Source organism: Pseudomonas sp. SBB6 (assembly GCF_024213215.1).
Taxonomy (GTDB): Bacteria; Pseudomonadota; Gammaproteobacteria; order Pseudomonadales; family Pseudomonadaceae; genus Aquipseudomonas; species Aquipseudomonas donghuensis.
This window is the reverse complement of the sequence record NZ_JANAVH010000011.1, coordinates 206,600-223,115: the sequence shown is the minus strand read 5'-3', so window position 1 is coordinate 223,115 and position 16,516 is coordinate 206,600. Positions and strand designations below refer to the sequence as shown.

The window sequence follows — 16,516 nt, the reverse complement described above, 5'->3', positions numbered from 1 at the left end:
AGCTTGAAATGCTCTGAGTACTTGCTCATAACTCCCCCAAGGGTTGGATTGGTGTCCAACTTCTTGGGGGCAGTCCAACGCTGTGGGAGCTGGCTTGCCAGCGATGAATTCACCGCCTAGTTCGAACCTTCCCCCGCCAGCCGCCGCTCATACTGAAAGCGCCAGCGTACATACAGCAGGGCACTGACAAACAGCGCCAGGCTGATCGCCACTTCCAGCCAGCCAAACAGCGCCCGGGCCGGGTCGAATGCGGCCAGTACACCTTTGATGAAGTACAGGTTGACCACAAAGCAGGTCCAGGCATGGGCGCGGGCATTGCCCAGCAGCATGCCCGGCAGCAGCAGGGCCAGCGGCACCAGTTCGATTGCCAGGATAACCCCGACCCGCGCACCGTGCAGGTCGGCGAACAGCAGGTTGTTCAGGGTCAGCAAGGCGATCAGGCCGAAAAAGCTCGCCAGGCTCAGCGCCCGGGTCAGGCGCAGGCGCGGCGTCAGCCATTCGATCGGGGGCAGCACCTTGGGCTTTTTAGCCACGGCCGTTCTCCAGCAGTTTGGCGGTGCTCGCCAGGCGTTGGCCAAGGGCGCGGCACAGGGCGATTTCGTCGGCATCCAGGTCACGCTTGCCGTCGGCACCGGCATGGTGGCTGGCGCCGTAAGGCGTGCCGCCGCCGCGGGTTTCCAGCAGCGCCGACTCGCTGTAGGGCAGGCCCATGATCAGCATGCCGTGGTGCATCAGTGGCAGCAGCATCGACAGCAGGGTCGACTCCTGGCCGCCGTGCAGGCTGGCGGTGGAGGTGAATGCCGCCGCCGGCTTGCCCACCAGGCCGCCGCTCAGCCACAGGCTGCTGGTACCGTCGATGAAGTACTTGAGCGGCGCAGCCATGTTGCCAAAGCGCGTCGGGCTGCCCAGGGCCAGGCCCGAGCAATGGCGCAGGTCATCCAGGGTGGCATACAGGGCGCCGGTTTCCGGGATGTCCGGGGCGACGGCTTCGCACTCGGTGGAGATCGCCGGTACCGTGCGGATGCGCGCTTCCAGGCCGGCCATTTCGACGCCGCGGGCAATCTGCCGGGCCATCTCGCTGGTCGAGCCGTGGCGACTGTAGAACAGAATCAGGATGTACGGCGCGCTCACGGCAGGATCTCCAGCACCTTCTCCGGTGGCCGGCCGATCACGGCTTTATCGCCGGCAATCAGGATGGGCCGCTCGATCAGCTTGGGGTACTGGACCATAGCGTCGATCAACTGCACCTCGCTGAGGCTGGCGTCGGCCAGGTTGAGCGTTTTGTATTCGTCTTCACCGCTGCGCAGCAACTGGCGTGCACTGATGTTCAGCTTGCCGAGCAGGGCCTTGAGCTCGCCGGCAGTCGGCGGGGTTTCCAGGTAGCGCACGACGGTCGGGGCCAGGCCGCGGGCTTCGAGCAGCTCAAGGGCGCCACGGGATTTGGAGCAGCGCGGATTGTGATAGAGGGTCAGGTCAGTCATGTTCGGGTCGCATCCAGCAGGGTGTGGCGGCTATTCTAACCGTAGCGACTTCGCATTTTGTTTGAATCTTCGAGAAGGATTGACCCATGACAAGGCGTTTGGCAGCAGCACTGGCCATCACCGCGAGCCTGTTGCTCGGTGGTTGCGGTGCGGATTACGGCCTGGACCAGCACGGCCAGGCGGTGAAGGCCGAGCAGATTGAAGGGCACTGGCTGGTGCTCAACTACTGGGCGGAATGGTGTGGCCCATGCCGTACGGAAATACCCGAACTCAACGCGGCGGCCAAGCAATGGCAGGGGCAGGGCGTGCAGGTGCTCGGGGTGAATTTCGACGGCCTGCAGGGCGAAGACCTGAAGAAGGCCAGCGAAGCGCTGGGCATCGGCTTCACGGTACTCGCCAGCGACCCGGCCGAGCGTTACGAGCTGCCGCCTAGCGAAGCCTTGCCGGTGACCTACATCATCGATGACAAGGGCAAGGTGCGCGAACAGTTGATGGGCGAGCAGACCCTTGAAGGCTTGAACCAGAAGATCGAGGCGCTCAAGGGCGCTTGATCGGCGGCGCTACCATCGCCGGCAAGGCCGGCTCCCACAGGTTTTGAGTCCACCTCAATAATGCAGGGTGTCAGCAATCTCTGTGGGAGCCGGCCTTGCCGGCGATGAAGCCTGCGAAGCTCTTCAGCCTTCCTCAGGCCAGAAACGCAGTGGCTTGCCCTCGGCCGGCCAGAAACGCACCTGCTCGATCGGCGAGATGTCCCAGCGTTGCACGGTCTCCAGCGCCTGGAGGAAGCGTTTTTCCTGCTCCATCAGTGCCGGTGCGCAGAGCTTGCGGGTGCTGCCGACCTTGCCGAAGGTCAACTTCTCGCCCTCCAGCTGATACGGCGCGAACCAGTGGTTGCAGCCGGCGTTGCCATAGGCGCGGCCATCGGCGGCCAGGGTCAGGGTCAGGTGGCTGTAGTCCATCAGCGGACGTTCGCCAATCCACTCCAGCAAGTAGCTGCGTTCCTGTTCCAGCTTCATCGGCTCGGCGGCGCAACCCAGCAGGGCTGTGCCGATCAGGGCTGAGAGCAACAGCGTTTTCACTGGGCCGTCTCCTTGCATTTCGGGCACAGGTGCTTGTCGCCACGGCTGACCCAGCCCAGTTCGGCAATGCGCGCGCTGGCGGCCGGTTGTTGGGCCTTTTTGCCCAGTTTGGCATCGACCGCGAATTCGAAGCTCAGGTTTGCCTGGCAGCTGTCGCAGTTGACCTCCCAGGTGTGGATCGCCAGTTCGCCGAATACCGGGCCGCTGGCCACCGCGACCCATTGGCCGGTGGGGTTGATCAGGTGACGCACGGATTCCACGGTCAGGCGCATGGACAAATCCTTGCTGCCCTTGAGGGTCACCAGCAGAACGTCGTTCTTCTGGATCGAGCCGCCGTTGCCGGTCACTTGATAGCGGCCTGGCACCAGGGCGCGGCACTCGATCAGGGTGTGTTGCGGGTTAAACAGGGTGTAGCGGAAATCGTGTTCGACCATGGGTCCTCCAAATCTGCCGCGTATCCTAGCATCAACCCTCGACCAAGTTCTGCGGATTGCCTGCCGCCCAGCGGGTTATGTTGTCCAGGGTGGTGGCGGCAATGGCGGCCAGCGCCTCGCGGGTGAGGAAGGCCTGGTGGGCGGTGACGATGACATTGGGGAAGGTCAGCAGCCGCGCCAGTACGTCGTCCTGCAACGGCAGGTCGGAGCGGTCCTCGAAGAACAGCTGGGCTTCCTCTTCATAGACATCCAGGCCCAGGTAGCCGAGTTGGCCGCTTTTCAGCGCCTCGATCAGCGCGGGGGTGTCCACCAGTGCGCCACGGCCAGTGTTGATCAGCATGGCGCCGGGCCTAAGGTCAGCCAGGCTCTGGGCGTTGATCAGGTGGCGGGTGTCGTCGGTCAGCGGGCAATGCAGGCTGATGACCTGCGCCTGGCGCAGCAGCTCTGGCAGGCTCAGGTAGCGCGCGCCGAGGGCCAGCAACTCGGGGTTGGGGTAGGGGTCGTAAGCCAGCAATTGGCAACCGAAGCCGGCCATGATTCGCGCAAAGGCCGCGCCGATCTGCCCGGTGCCGACCACGCCGACGGTCTTGCCGTGCAGGTCGAAGCCGGTCAGGCCGTGCAGGGTGAAGTCGCCCTCGCGGGTGCGGTTGTAGGCCCGGTGCAGGCGCCGGTTGAGCGCCAGGATCAGCGCCACGGCATGTTCGGCCACGGCGTGGGGCGAGTAGGCCGGTACTCGCACCACGGCCAGGCCCAGGCGTTTGGCGGCGGCCAGGTCGACATGGTTGTAGCCGGCCGAACGCAGGGCGATCAAGCGCGTGCCGGCGGCCGCCAGGCGTTGCAGTACGGCAGCGCCGAGGTCATCGTTGATGAAGGCGCAGACCACTTCATGGCCGGCGGCCAGCGGTGCGGTGTCTTCGCTAAGGCGTGCGGGCTGAAAGTGCAGCTCCAGCCCCGGAGCGGGTGCGGCACCGGTGAAACTGTCCTGGTCGTAGGTCTGGCTGCTGAAAAACAGTACGCGCATGGGATCCTCCTGAAGGCTTTGCCTGAAAGTTTAACCAAGGGGCAAGGATCAAGCCTTGCCCCAGGTCAGCCAGGGTTCAGGCGCTCATGCGCGCCTGGGCCGTGAGCCGGGTAATGGCCCGGTCCAGTTCGTCGAGGGCTTGCGGGGCTTGTGGGTCATCTTGCTTGAGCAAGGTTTCACTGCGTTGGCAGGCCGCGCGCAGTTGTGGCACGCCGCAGTAGCGCGAGGCGCCATTGAGCCGGTGCACGCGCTCGATCATGCCATTGCGGTCGGCCGCCTCGCGGGCGGTGCGAATCGCTTCGCGGTCGGACTCCAGCGACGCCAGCAGCATCGCCAGCATGTCGGCGGCCAAGTCCGGTTTGCCCGCCGCCAGGCGCAGGCCTTCCTCGGGGTCGAGGACCTTCAATTCGCTGCTGTCGGGGATGCGCTCCAGCAGTCGTTCCGGGCGCGGTGCGCCGAGGGTCAGGCCGGTCCATTTGAGCACCACCTGGGCCAGTTGGCGTTCGCTGATCGGCTTGGTCAGGTAGTCATCCATGCCACTGTGCAGCAGTGCGCGTTTTTCGTTGGCCATGGCGTGGGCGGTCAGGGCGACGATCGGCAAGGGTGCGCCGCTCTGGCTGCTTTCCCACTGGCGGATTTGCTCGGTGCATTCGCGCCCGTCCATGCCGGGCATCTGCACATCCATCAGCACCAGGTCGAAACGCTCGTCCTGCACGGCCTGAACCGCCGCATAGCCGCTGTCGACTGCCAGCACTTCGGCACCGAGGTCTTCCAGCAGGGTTTGCACCAGCAGCAGGTTGGCCGGGTTGTCGTCGACGCACAGCACTTTCGGCAATGGCTGGTCGGACACCGGCTTGCTTTCGCTGCCCGGGCGCCGCGGTTGGACCATCTCCATCAGGGCCCGGCGCAATTTACGTGTACACGCAGGCTTGGCCTGCAACTGGCTGTGGGGGTTGGGCAGGTACGGATGGTAGAGCGCCTGCTCGGTAGTCGGGCACAGCACCAGGGCCTGGCAGGCAAGGTGCTCCAGTTGCTGGATGTGCTGGCCGAGGCGCTCTGGCGAAAGGCTGTCGAGGTTGACCCCGAGCACCGCCAGCTCGAAGGGTTGCCCGGCAAGGGTGGCGGCCTCGACCGCGTGCAGCAATTGTTCGACGGTGGCGAACAGGCTGACGCTCAGGCCGCAGTCTTCCAGTTGATGCTCCAGGGCCTGGCGCGCCAGTTCGTGGCTATCGACAATCGCCACCCGGCGGCCCACCAGCGGTTGCATGGGCAGGTCTTCGGCATCGTCACGGGCCTTGGGCAGGCTCAGGCTGATCCAGAACTGCGAGCCTTCGCCTGGCGTGCTGTCGACGCCGATCTCGCCGCCCATCTGTTCGATCAGGCGCTTGGAAATCACCAGGCCCAGGCCGGTGCCACCGGGCTGGCGCGACAACGAGTTGTCAGCCTGGCTAAAGGCCTGGAACAGCGCCCGCACGTCCTGGTTGGACAGGCCGATACCGGTGTCCTGAACGCTGATGCGCAACTGCACGCTGTCTTCGCGCTCGTCCTCGAGCATGGCCCGGGCGACGATGGTGCCTTCACGGGTGAACTTGATGGCGTTGCTGACCAGGTTGGTGAGGATCTGCTTGAGCCGTAGCGGGTCACCGACCAGCGACAGCGGCGTATCGCGATACACCAGGCTGACCAGCTCCAACTGTTTGGCGTGGGCGGCCGGGGCGAGGATGGTCAGGGTGTCCTGGATCAGGTCGCGCAGGTTGAACGGAATGCTGTCGAGCACCAGCTTGCCGGCCTCGATCTTGGAGAAGTCTAGGATCTCGTTGATGATGCCCAAGAGGCTGCCGGCGGACTTTTCGATGGTACCCAGGTAGTCGAGCTGGCGCGGGGTCAGTTCGCTTTTTTGCAGCAAGTGGGTAAAGCCGAGGATGCCGTTGAGCGGTGTACGGATTTCGTGGCTCATGTTGGCCAGGAACTCGGACTTGATCCGGCTGGCCTCCAGCGCCTCCTTGCGCGCCATGTCCAGCTCGATGTTCTGGATCTCGATGGTTTCCAGGTTCTGGCGAACGTCTTCGGTAGCCTGATCGATGCTGTGCTGCAGTTCTTCATGGGCGTTGTGCAGGGTTTCGGCCATGCGGTTGATACCCGCCGCCAGTTCGTCCAGCTCGTAGCTGCCCATTTGCGGCAGGCGTTCTTCCAGGTTGCCGTCCTTGAGCTGGGTGACGGCATATTTGATCTGGCCGATCGGGCCGTTGATGGTGCGGCTCATGCGCAAGGCCAGCAGCGCGGTGGCGGCCAGGCCCAGCAGAATCAGCAGCAGGCTGGTGAACAGGCTGCGGTAGCCACGCAACAGGGTGCCATCGTGGGACAGCTCGATTTCCACCCAACCCAGCAGGCGATCGGCTTCGCCAGGAATCAGCTCGCCGGCCAGGTCGCGGTGACGGCCGAACACCGGCAGCAGATAACGGGTGGCGTCATTGCCGGTGCGTTGCAGCAATTGCGTGCCGCCACCGGTGGGCGCCTGGTTGAGCATGCTCGGGCCGGCGTGGGCCAGGGCGTTGCGATCAGGGCCGAGGAAGGCCACGGCACGCACGTCGGACTGCTCCAGGGCCTGGGCGGCGATGCGCTCCAGCTGCGCCGGGTCGTGACGTACCAGCGCCGGCGCCACCAGCGGTGCCAGTTGTTCGGCAATCATCTTGCCGCGTTGCAGCAGTTGGGTTTGCAGCTCGTTCTGCTGCAACCAGGTGAAATAGCCGCCCAGCACCAGTGCCATCAGGCTGGCCGGCAACAAGGCGAGCAACAGCACGCGGCTTCTGATCCCCAATCTATTCAGCACGCCACTCTCCTGTGCGCGGTAAGCGCTGTAAGCCCCCGCCAGCTCCTGCTGACAGACCAAGTCGGAAAAGTACCGCGCCTACTCGCGTAATGCACTCATTTGTATCTGCTTTTGTCTATTCCAAGCGATAAGCCAGGCTTTGCCCGAGCCTTGGTTGCCTGTGCGCAGTGAATGCCCAATAATCGCGTGATTGAGAATTGCTAGCATCGGTCAATGACTTCTGTATCTACTGCCACGTCCAACATCCTTGCCATCGAGGACGATCCGGTCCTGGGCGCCTACCTGCGTGAGGAACTGCAGCGCGGCGGCTTCAAGGTCACCTGGTGCCAGAGTGGCAACGATGGCCTGCAGGTTGCCCAGCGCGGCTGCTTTGACGTGGTGTTGATGGACATCCTGCTACCCGGCCTCAACGGCCTGGATGTGCTGGGGCTGCTGCGGCAGAACAGTTCGACACCGGTGATCCTGATGTCCGCCCTGGGGGCCGAAGCTGACCGCATCACCGGCTTCCAGCGCGGTGCCGATGATTACCTGCCCAAACCCTTCAGCATGGTCGAGCTGCAGGTACGTATCGAGGCGATCCTGCGCCGCGTGGCGCTGGAGCGACGCCATCACCAACCGGCACAGGTACAGGCCGGGAAATTGCACTTCGATGAAGCGACCAGTGATGTCTGTTACGGCGAGCAATGGGCGGGGCTGACCCTCAGCGAATACCGCCTGCTCGATACCCTGCACCGCAGCGATGAGGAGGTGTTGAGCAAGGCCTTCCTTTACCAGCACGTGTTGCAGCGCGGCTATGCCCGCCATGATCGCAGCCTGGACATGCATGTCAGCCAGATTCGCCGCAAGCTCAAGGCCATCGGTTATCTCGAGCGCGAAGTGCGGACGGTGTGGGGCAAGGGGTATGTGCTCAGTGGCGCAGAGGTGCACTGAAGTGCCCAATCGTCACTCATTGTTCTGGAAACTGGCGATCCTGCTGGTCGGCTTCTGCCTGTTGATGATCGGCCTGAGCTGGACTTGGGGCCGGCATATGGAAACCCAGAACGCGTTCCTCTCGGAACAGGCCAAAAGCACGTTGCAAGGCTATGCCAGTGAAGCCGAGCAGGCCTGGGCGCGTGGAGGGCAGGCCGGTATCGACGCCTGGCTGGCGGCAGTACGCGACAAGGAGTCTGGCTGGGTCGGGGTGATCGGCCCGGACCTGCAGTCCTTGAGCAGCACGCCGCTCAACGAGGTTGAAAGCCGGCGCCTGACCTTTCTGCGCGGTATCGACTGGCCGGTGAGCCCGCGGTCGATCGGCATGCCATGGATGCGCCTGCCGTTTACCGAGCAGCCGCACCTGGGCACCCTGGTCATGGAACTGCCGCAACGTCTGGCGCCGGGGCAGTACCGGGTGCTGTGGCGGGTGGTCACCAACGGCATCATCCCCGGGCTGTTCACCTTGCTGCTGTGCGTTGGCCTCTACCGCATGCTGATTGTGCCGCTGATCCAGTTGCGCGAGCAGGCCAATGCCTGGCGCGCCGACCAGCTCTCGGCACGGGTGGCCAGCAGCACCACCAGCCGCCAGGACGAACTGGGTGAACTGGGCCGCGCTTTCGATGACATGGCCGAGCGCCTGCAGGGCACGGTCGCCCTGCAGCAGCAACTGTTGCGTGACCTCTCCCATGAGTTGCGCACACCGTTGAGCCGTTTGCGCGTGGCCTGTGACAGCGAAGCCGATGCGCAGCACCTGCGCGAGCGTCTGGGGCGGGAGATCGACTGCATGCAGCGGCTGGTCGAAGATACGCTGCAACTGGCCTGGCTGGACACCGAGCGTGCGCCGCTGAGCAAGGAGCCCATCCAGGTCCAGGCCTTGTGGGACATGCTGGCCGAAGATGCCTGCTATGAAAGTGGCTGGCCCGCCGCGCAACTGCATTGTGCGCTGGACGCCTCGTGCTGGGTGCAGGGTAACCTCAACAGCCTGGCCCAGGCGCTGGAGAACATCTTGCGCAACGCCATTCGGCATTCCCCCGCCGGGAGCGTTATCCGCCTGGACGGGCGGCGTCAGGGCGATCACTGGTTGATCTGGCTGCAAGACCAGGGTGGTGGGGTGGCGCAAAGCGAGCTTGAGCGCATTTTCGCGCCCTTTACCCGTCTGGACGGTTCGCGGCCCGGCGATGGCGGCTTCGGGCTGGGCCTGAGCATTGCCCGCAATGCCATCGTCCGCCAGGGCGGGCGGTTGTGGGCGCAAAACACTGGCCAGGGCCTGCGGCTGAACATGCAACTGCCGGCGGTGTGATTCCCCACAGGGTCTAGGTGCATGCAAATTCACTGTAGGAGCGGGCTTGACCCGCGATAAGGCCGGAACAGGCACCATAAATTCCTGCTTATAGCTTGCAGCTATAACCCCAACACATTGCGTGATATGGGCAAATCCCGTTTGCCGGTATGATAGGCGCCCCCGCAGTCTGGATTGCGAATACGCCATGACCTTGCAGTACCCAACCATCGCCGATTGCGTCGGCAACACGCCTCTGGTCCGCCTGCAGCGCATTGCCGGCGACACCAGCAATACCCTCCTGCTCAAGCTCGAAGGCAACAACCCGGCAGGCTCGGTCAAGGACCGGCCGGCGCTGTCGATGATCACCCGCGCCGAGCTGCGTGGGCAGATCAAGCCGGGCGATACCCTGATCGAAGCGACCTCGGGCAACACCGGCATCGCGTTGGCCATGGCGGCGGCGATCAAGGGTTACAAGATGATCCTGATCATGCCCGACAATTCCAGCGCCGAGCGCAAGGCGGCGATGACGGCCTACGGCGCCGAGCTGATCCTGGTCAGCAAGGAAGAGGGCATGGAAGGCGCCCGTGATCTTGCCGACCGTCTGCAGGCGGAAGGCCGTGGCCTGGTGCTCGACCAGTTTGGCAATGTCGACAACCCTGAAGCTCACTATGTGAGCACCGGCCCGGAAATCTGGCGCCAGACCCAGGGCACCATTACCCACTTCATCAGCTCCATGGGTACCACCGGCACCATCATGGGCTGCTCGCGCTACCTCAAGGAGCAGAACCCGGCGGTGCAGATCATCGGTCTGCAACCGATGGAAGGCTCGGCCATCCCTGGCATCCGCCGCTGGCCGCAGGAATACCTGCCGAAAATCTACCAGTCCGAGCGCGTTGACCGCGTGGTCGACATGACCCAGAGCGAAGCCGAAGAAACCACCCGCAGGCTGGCCCGAGAAGAGGGCATTTTCTGTGGCGTGTCCTCCGGTGGTGCAGTGGCAGCCATGCTGCGCTTGTCCCGCGAGCTGGAAAACGCCGTGATGGTGGCGATCATTTGCGACCGTGGCGACCGTTATCTGTCGACCGGCATTTTCGATTCAGTGAACTGATGTCCAAGAACAAACGTAACAGCGGCCTGCGCTTTCAGCCGGCCGGTGGCACCCGCGCGCCACAGATCCCTACCGGCAAAAAACAGCGCCTGAGCATCGAGCGCCTGGCCGGTGACGGCCGCGGTATTGCCTTTCTCGACGGCCGCACCTGGTTCGTCAGTGGCGCCCTGGCCGAGGAAGAGGTCGAAGCGCGGGTGCTCAATACCCACGGCAAGGTGGTCGAGGCCCGTCTGGAGCGTGTGTTCAATGCCAGCCCGGCGCGCCGCAAGGCCCCGTGCAAGCACTTCGACCGCTGTGGCGGCTGCAACCTGCAGCATCTGCCCCATGCCGATCAACTGGCGCTCAAGCAGCGCCTGCTGGCCGAGCAGTTGCAGCGGGTCGCTGGCGTGCAACCCGAGCGCTGGGCAGCGCCGCTGACCGGGCCGGAGTTCGGCTACCGGCGCCGGGCGCGGGTTGCCGTGCGTTGGGACAACAAGGCGAAGAATCTCGAAGTAGGTTTTCGCGCCGAAGCCAGTCAGGACATCGTCGCCATCGACGATTGCCCGGTGCTGGTACAACCTTTGCAGTCGATCATGCGTCACCTGCCGACGCTGTTGCGTAGCCTGAGCAAGCCGCAGGTGGTTGGCCACGTCGAGCTGTTCAGCGGTACCGCGCTGGCGCTGCTGTTGCGTCACACCGGGCCATTGGGCGAGGGTGACCTGGCGCGCCTGCAGGCGTTCTGCGTCGAGGCGGGGGTACAACTGTGGTTGCAAGGCGAAGGTGAACCTTTGCCAGTGGATGCCGGTCAGAGTCTGGGTTTTTACCTTGAACCCTGGAACCTTGAGCTTGCCTACCGGCCCGGCGATTTCGTCCAGGTCAACGCCCAGGTCAACACCGCGATGATCGAGCAGGCCCTGGCCTGGTTGGCGCCGCAGGCGGATGAACGCGTGCTTGACCTGTTCTGTGGGCTGGGCAACTTCGCTCTGCCGCTGGCCCGGCAGGCGCGGGAAGTGGTGGCGGTGGAAGGGGTACAGGCAATGGTCGAGCGGGCGGCAGCCAATGCTCGTAGCAACAATTTGCATAACACGCAGTTTTTTCAGGCCGATTTATCGCAGCCTTTGGCGGCGTCGGGCTGGGCCGCAGGAGGCTTTTCTGCGGTACTCTTGGACCCACCGCGCGACGGCGCTTATGAGGTGGTGCGAAAAATCGCAGACCTTGGGGCGAAACGTCTTGTTTATGTATCGTGCAACCCGGCGACCCTGGCCCGCGACACCGTCGAACTGGTCAGGCAGGGTTACCGGTTAAAATGTGCCGGGATTCTCGACATGTTTCCTCAGACGGCGCATGTCGAAGCCATGGCGTTATTCGAAGCGGGTTAGCCAGGCTGACGCGTTCGGCGCTGCACCTTGGGTCCGGCAGGGGCAGCACCAGTGATTTCAAGCGCATCGCGAATGCGCTGTAGGGAAAGGTAAACAAAGATGGTACAGGTGAGAGTGCACCAGCCGGTCAATACCGACGGCAGTATCAATCTCGAAGCATGGCTGGATCATGTGGTGAGCGTCGACCTGGCGCTGGACCGGGAGGCCCTCAAGGCCGCCTGCGAGTTCGCCCAGGACGTCGAGAAGAAGGGCAACCCGGCCAAGCATTCCTGGGCCGATGGTACGTCGAGTTTTCAGGCCGGCCTGGAAATCGCCGAAATCCTCGCCGACCTCAAGCTCGACCAGGACTCGCTGGTTGCCGCGGTCATCTACCGCGCCGTGCGCGAAGGCAAGGTAACCCTGGCTGAAGTCGGCCAGCGCTTTGGCCCGGTGGTCTCCAAGCTGATCGACGGCGTGCTGCGCATGGCCGCCATCAGTGCCAGCCTCAGCCCGCGCCAGTCGCTGGTGCTGGGCTCCCAGGCGCAGGTCGAGAACCTGCGCAAGATGCTCGTGGCCATGGTCGACGACGTCCGTGTGGCATTGATCAAGCTGGCCGAGCGTACCTGCGCGATCCGTGCGGTCAAGGGCGCCGACGACGAGAAGCGCAACCGCGTCGCCCGCGAAGTGTTCGATATCTATGCGCCGCTGGCCCATCGCCTGGGCATCGGTCATATCAAGTGGGAGCTGGAAGACCTGTCCTTCCGCTACCTCGAACCCGACCAGTACAAACAGATTGCCAAGCTTTTGCATGAACGCCGGCTGGACCGCGAGCGCTTTATCAGCGACGTGATGAGCCAACTGCAGAACGAGCTGCTGGCCACCGGCGTCAATGCCGATATCAGCGGTCGGGCCAAGCATATCTATTCGATCTGGCGCAAAATGCAGCGCAAGGGCCTGGAGTTCAGCCAGATCTACGACGTGCGCGCGGTGCGCGTGCTGGTCCCGGAAATGCGCGACTGCTACACCGCGCTGGGCATCGTCCACACCCTCTGGCGGCACATCCCCAAAGAGTTCGACGACTACATCGCCAACCCCAAGGAGAACGGCTACCGCTCGTTGCACACGGCGGTGATCGGCCCTGAGGGCAAGGTGCTCGAGGTGCAGATCCGTACCCATGCCATGCACGAAGAGGCCGAGCTCGGCGTCTGCGCGCACTGGCGTTACAAGGGCACCGACGTCAAATCCAGCTCCAACCACTACGAGGAGAAAATCTCCTGGTTGCGCCAGGTGCTGGAATGGCACGAAGAACTGGGTGACATCGGCGGCCTGGCCGAACAGTTGCGCGTCGATATCGAGCCGGACCGGGTCTATGTGTTCACCCCGGATGGCCACGCCATCGACCTGCCCAAGGGCGCCACGCCGCTGGACTTCGCCTACCGGGTGCACACCGAGATCGGCCATAACTGCCGCGGGGCGAAGATCAACGGCCGTATCGTGCCGCTCAACTACAGCTTGCAGACCGGTGAGCAGGTCGAGATCATCACCAGCAAGCACGGTAACCCCAGCCGCGACTGGCTGAACTCGAACCTGGGCTATGTCACCACCTCGCGGGCGCGGGCGAAGATCGTCCACTGGTTCAAGTTGCAGGCCCGCGACCAGAACGTCGCCGCCGGCAAGACCCTGCTCGAACGCGAACTCAACCGCCTGGGCCTGCCGCAGGTCGACTTCGAGCGCCTGGCGGAAAAAGCCAACCTGCGCACCGCCGAGGACATGTTTGCCTCGCTGGGCGCCGGTGACCTGCGCCTGGCGCACCTGGTCAACGCCGCCCAGCAACTGGTGGAGCCGGAGCGCAGCGACCATGTCGAGCTGGTGCCACGCAAGGCCACCGGCTACAAGCCAGGCAAGCGTGGCGACATTCAGATCCAGGGTGTCGGCAACCTGCTGACGCAGATGGCCGGTTGCTGCCAGCCGCTGCCGGGCGATGCGATCGTCGGCTACATCACCCAGGGCCGCGGCGTCACCATCCACCGCCAGGACTGCGCCTCGGTGCTGCAACTGGCCGGGCGCGAGCCGGAGCGGATCATTCAGGTCAGCTGGGGCCCGGTGCCGGTGCAGACCTATCCGGTGGATATCATCATCCGTGCCTACGATCGTCCGGGCTTGCTGCGTGACGTTTCCCAGGTCCTGCTCAACGAGCGGATCAACGTGCTGGCGGTCAACACCCGCTCGAACAAGGAAGACAACACCGCATTGATGTCGCTGACCATCGAGATCCCTGGCCTGGATGCCCTCGGGCGCTTGCTGGGGCGGATCTCGCAGTTGCCGAACATCATCGAGACGCGGCGTAACCGTACGCCGTAAGACTGCTATCGCGGGTCAAGCCCGCTCCCACAGGCATCCTCTGTGGGAGCGGGCTTGACCCGCGATAAGGAACCCAAGATGTATACCCTAGACGACCTGCTCCACCTCATGGCCCGCCTGCGCGACCCGCAGCACGGTTGCCCCTGGGATCTCAAGCAGACTTACGCGACCATCGTCCCCTACACCCTCGAAGAAGCCTACGAAGTGGCCGATGCCATCGAGCGTAGCGACTTCGAGCACCTGCAGGGTGAGCTCGGCGACCTGTTGTTCCAGGTGGTCTACTACAGCCAGCTGGCACGGGAAGAGGGCCGCTTCGAATTCGACGGCGTGGTCGACAGCATTACCCGCAAGCTGATCCGCCGTCACCCGCACGTGTTCCCTAGCGGTGAGCTCTACGCCGCGCTCGACACGCCCAAGCTCGACGACACCCAGGTCAAGCAGCGCTGGGAAGAAATCAAGGCCCAGGAGCGCGCCGAGAAGGGCGAGCCCGAGCAGTTGTCGTTGCTCGATGATGTGCCGGCAGCCTTGCCGGCGTTGTCGCGGGCGGCCAAACTGCAAAAGCGCGCGGCCCAGGTCGGTTTCGACTGGCCGGATGCCTTGCCGGTGCTCGACAAGGTCCGTGAAGAGCTCGATGAAGTGCTCCAGGCCATGGCCGACGACGACAGCGTGGCCCTCGCCGACGAGCTCGGTGACCTGTTGTTCGCTGCAGTGAATCTGGCCCGGCACCTTAAGGTCGACCCGGAAAACGCCCTGCGCGGGGCCAACAAAAAGTTTGAACGACGTTTCCGTTTTATCGAACAGGCATTGCGCGACATAGGCCGTCCGATCGAAGATTGCACCCTCGATGACATGGACGCGCTCTGGGGCGAAGCCAAACGTCAGGAAAAGAACCTGCCCAGCTGCGGCTGAGCTGTTGCATAAGTGAGTGAACGATGAGCCTTTCCCTTCGCGACCAATTGCTCAAGGCCGGTCTGGTCAACCAGAAACAGGTCAAGCAGGTCAGTAAAGAACAGAAGAAACAAAAGCGCCTGGAGCACAAAGGCCAGGTCGAGGTCGACGATACCCAGCAGCGGTTGGCCAAGGAAGCCATGGCCGAGAAAGCCAAGCGCGACCAGGAGCTCAACCGCCAGCAGCAGGAGAAGGCCGAGCAGAAGGCCCGCGCCGCCCAGGTCAAGCAATTGATCGAGGTCTCGCGCCTGCCCAAGCTGACCACCGAGGACTACTACAACTTCGTCGACGACAAGAAGGTCAAGCGCCTGTCGGTCAACGCCCTGATGCGCAGCAAGCTGAGCAGCGGTTCACTGGCCATCGTTGCCCATGCTGGCGGTTATGAAGTGATCCCCCGTGAGGCGGCGCTGAAGATCCAGGAGCGCGACCCACAGCGTATCGTCCTGCTCAACACCCAGGTTGAAGAGCCGGATGCCGACGATCCGTACGCGGCCTACGTGATCCCTGACGATCTGATGTGGTAATAACGACAAACCCCGCTTCGGCGGGGTTTGTTTTTTTGCATGGGGTTATTGCTGTTGCCGCCTGGTCTCGAGGTATTCCAGCTCGATGCGGTAGCTGTGGGCCTCGTGCTCGTTGTGGAACATGCCGACCAGCTCGCCCTGCTGATGCACATCCCAGATGCGCACGCCTGCAGCCAGGCCTTCGTGAGACATTTTGCTTTCGTCGCGCTCAGTTACTTTGACAGTCATCTGCAAACTCCACTTTCAGTTAACTGCGGCACCGTGTCGCAGGTCTCTTTTATAGAATTTGTTAGCAGGCTAAGTAAATGACTGGCGCATGAAACATCTTTCACGTAGGCGCGGGCTCTTGGGGGCTGACTGGCCAAGGGCAATAAAAAACCCCGCACCAGGCGGGGTTTCGGCTGCTACCAGCAATCAGGGCTATCAGTTGCCCTTGACCGCCTTGCCATCGACCGTACCGTCCTGCAGCACGATCACGTACTCCTTGCCGTCCGTTTCGACCTGACGCAGTTGTACCAGCAGGTAGTCCCAGTCCTTGGCGAACCACAGTTCGGTGATGCGCTTGCTCTGGCTCGGGTCGCGCACGCGCTCGACCTTGATAGCGTCGACCTGGCCGGTCTTGGTGGTGACCTTTTCCGTACCCAGGACGCGGAAGTCATAGGTGTCGATCTCGTCGCCATCGACCACCTGGTAGCTCACGCTCTTCTTGCCCGCTGCCACGTCGTGCTGCAGGGCCAGTTGATAGGTGGACTTGTCCAGCACACCGCGGTTGAGCGGCAGGTTGATCGCGTCGCCGCGGTCAGTGCCGGTGATCTTCTTGCTGTTCCAGTCGAAATCCAGATCGACCTTCTTGGCCTTGCCCAGGCCGCCACGTTCGAAGTGGTAGGTCTGAGGCAACAGGGTGTCCTTGTCCAGGCGCAGGGTACTTTGCTCAGTCAGGCTGGCGATCATCATCGACGCCTTGAAATTGAGGTTCCAGGTACCGTTGGCGTTCTTTTCCAGGCTGCGCTCGGCAGTGCCGCTCATGGGCAGCTGCTTCCAGTCGGCGGTGTAGCTGGCCGAGAAAGGCTTCAGATCGGCTGCCTGCAGCGGCAAGGCGAGCACGGCGAGAGCGAAGAGCAGGGCACGACGCATAATTT

General features: G+C 63.4%; 17 protein-coding genes. 8 read left to right on the top strand and 9 right to left on the bottom strand.

The genetic code is table 11. The features are described from left to right. Positions 1 to 116: 116 nt before the first annotated feature. The 3 genes from NLX68_RS20910 to arsC are packed head-to-tail and all read right to left on the bottom strand — an operon-like array spanning position 117 to position 1,481. On the bottom strand, positions 117 to 533 hold the full coding sequence (locus NLX68_RS20910) for a DUF2069 domain-containing protein (RefSeq protein WP_010220381.1): 417 nt from the start codon (positions 531 to 533) through the stop codon (positions 117 to 119). Then, a complete protein-coding gene (gene wrbA, locus NLX68_RS20905; protein ID WP_010220380.1) occupies positions 526 to 1,131 on the bottom strand; it encodes an NAD(P)H:quinone oxidoreductase in 606 nt (201 codons plus the stop codon). Before wrbA ends, NLX68_RS20910 begins: the two co-directional genes overlap by 8 nt. Continuing rightward, a complete protein-coding gene (gene arsC / locus NLX68_RS20900) occupies positions 1,128 to 1,481 on the bottom strand; it encodes an arsenate reductase (glutaredoxin) (protein WP_254285624.1) in 354 nt (117 codons plus the stop codon). Before arsC ends, wrbA begins: the two co-directional genes overlap by 4 nt. 86 nt (positions 1,482 to 1,567) lie before the next feature. On the opposite strand from arsC, the gene NLX68_RS20895 reads away from it, so the two are divergent. Then, positions 1,568 to 2,032: a TlpA disulfide reductase family protein gene (locus NLX68_RS20895; protein WP_254285623.1), complete on the top strand. Its 465-nt coding sequence runs from the start codon at positions 1,568 to 1,570 to the stop codon at positions 2,030 to 2,032. Positions 2,033 to 2,155: 123 nt separating this feature from the next. Here the strand turns inward: NLX68_RS20895 and NLX68_RS20890 are convergent, their stop codons facing one another. The 4 genes from NLX68_RS20890 to NLX68_RS20875 form a co-directional block, all read right to left on the bottom strand. Then, positions 2,156 to 2,560, bottom strand: a complete 405-nt coding sequence (locus NLX68_RS20890) for an META domain-containing protein (protein ID WP_010220376.1) — start codon at positions 2,558 to 2,560, stop codon at positions 2,156 to 2,158. Further along, positions 2,557 to 2,994 (bottom strand): hypothetical protein, encoded by a 438-nt coding sequence (locus NLX68_RS20885; RefSeq protein ID WP_010220375.1) that lies wholly within the window; start codon positions 2,992 to 2,994, stop codon positions 2,557 to 2,559. The genes NLX68_RS20890 and NLX68_RS20885 overlap by 4 nt, the downstream gene beginning before the upstream one ends. A gap of 31 nt (positions 2,995 to 3,025) precedes the next feature. Then, a complete protein-coding gene (locus tag NLX68_RS20880) occupies positions 3,026 to 4,015 on the bottom strand; it encodes a 2-hydroxyacid dehydrogenase (RefSeq protein WP_254285622.1) in 990 nt (329 codons plus the stop codon). Positions 4,016 to 4,091: 76 nt separating this feature from the next. Beyond that, positions 4,092 to 6,845 carry a response regulator gene (locus NLX68_RS20875; RefSeq protein ID WP_026001148.1) on the bottom strand — a complete coding sequence of 918 codons (2,754 nt, stop codon included), beginning with the start codon at positions 6,843 to 6,845 and terminating at the stop codon, positions 4,092 to 4,094. Between the two features lie 213 nt (positions 6,846 to 7,058). Between NLX68_RS20875 and NLX68_RS20870 the strand changes: the two genes are divergently transcribed. The 7 genes from NLX68_RS20870 (at position 7,059) to NLX68_RS20840 (ending at position 15,377) form a co-directional block, all read left to right on the top strand. After that, positions 7,059 to 7,775 carry a response regulator transcription factor gene (locus NLX68_RS20870; protein WP_254285621.1) on the top strand — a complete coding sequence of 239 codons (717 nt, stop codon included), beginning with the start codon at positions 7,059 to 7,061 and terminating at the stop codon, positions 7,773 to 7,775. Continuing rightward, the gene (locus NLX68_RS20865) at positions 7,747 to 9,117 is read left to right on the top strand and encodes a sensor histidine kinase (RefSeq protein WP_302056281.1); all 1,371 of its coding nucleotides are present in this window, start codon (positions 7,747 to 7,749) and stop codon (positions 9,115 to 9,117) included. Before NLX68_RS20870 ends, NLX68_RS20865 begins: the two co-directional genes overlap by 29 nt. Before the next feature lie 187 nt (positions 9,118 to 9,304). Next, on the top strand, positions 9,305 to 10,207 hold the full coding sequence (gene cysM, locus NLX68_RS20860) for a cysteine synthase CysM (protein ID WP_026001147.1): 903 nt from the start codon (positions 9,305 to 9,307) through the stop codon (positions 10,205 to 10,207). Then, positions 10,207 to 11,565 carry a 23S rRNA (uracil(1939)-C(5))-methyltransferase RlmD gene (gene rlmD / locus NLX68_RS20855; protein ID WP_254285619.1) on the top strand — a complete coding sequence of 453 codons (1,359 nt, stop codon included), beginning with the start codon at positions 10,207 to 10,209 and terminating at the stop codon, positions 11,563 to 11,565. The genes cysM and rlmD overlap by 1 nt, the downstream gene beginning before the upstream one ends. Positions 11,566 to 11,664: 99 nt before the next feature. Continuing rightward, on the top strand, positions 11,665 to 13,905 hold the full coding sequence (relA, locus tag NLX68_RS20850) for a GTP diphosphokinase (RefSeq protein ID WP_010220367.1): 2,241 nt from the start codon (positions 11,665 to 11,667) through the stop codon (positions 13,903 to 13,905). Positions 13,906 to 13,983: 78 nt separating this feature from the next. Next, positions 13,984 to 14,814: a nucleoside triphosphate pyrophosphohydrolase gene (gene mazG / locus NLX68_RS20845; protein WP_254285618.1), complete on the top strand. Its 831-nt coding sequence runs from the start codon at positions 13,984 to 13,986 to the stop codon at positions 14,812 to 14,814. Between the two features lie 23 nt (positions 14,815 to 14,837). Beyond that, positions 14,838 to 15,377: a DUF2058 domain-containing protein gene (locus tag NLX68_RS20840; protein WP_010220365.1), complete on the top strand. Its 540-nt coding sequence runs from the start codon at positions 14,838 to 14,840 to the stop codon at positions 15,375 to 15,377. Between the two features lie 45 nt (positions 15,378 to 15,422). Here the strand turns inward: NLX68_RS20840 and NLX68_RS20835 are convergent, their stop codons facing one another. Both NLX68_RS20835 and NLX68_RS20830 read right to left on the bottom strand, forming a co-directional pair. Continuing rightward, complete coding sequence (locus tag NLX68_RS20835; protein WP_010220364.1) at positions 15,423 to 15,605, bottom strand: hypothetical protein; 183 nt, start codon at positions 15,603 to 15,605, stop codon at positions 15,423 to 15,425. Positions 15,606 to 15,800: 195 nt separating this feature from the next. Next, on the bottom strand, positions 15,801 to 16,511 hold the full coding sequence (locus NLX68_RS20830) for a DUF3108 domain-containing protein (RefSeq protein WP_254285617.1): 711 nt from the start codon (positions 16,509 to 16,511) through the stop codon (positions 15,801 to 15,803). Between the last annotated feature and the right edge of the window lie 5 nt (positions 16,512 to 16,516).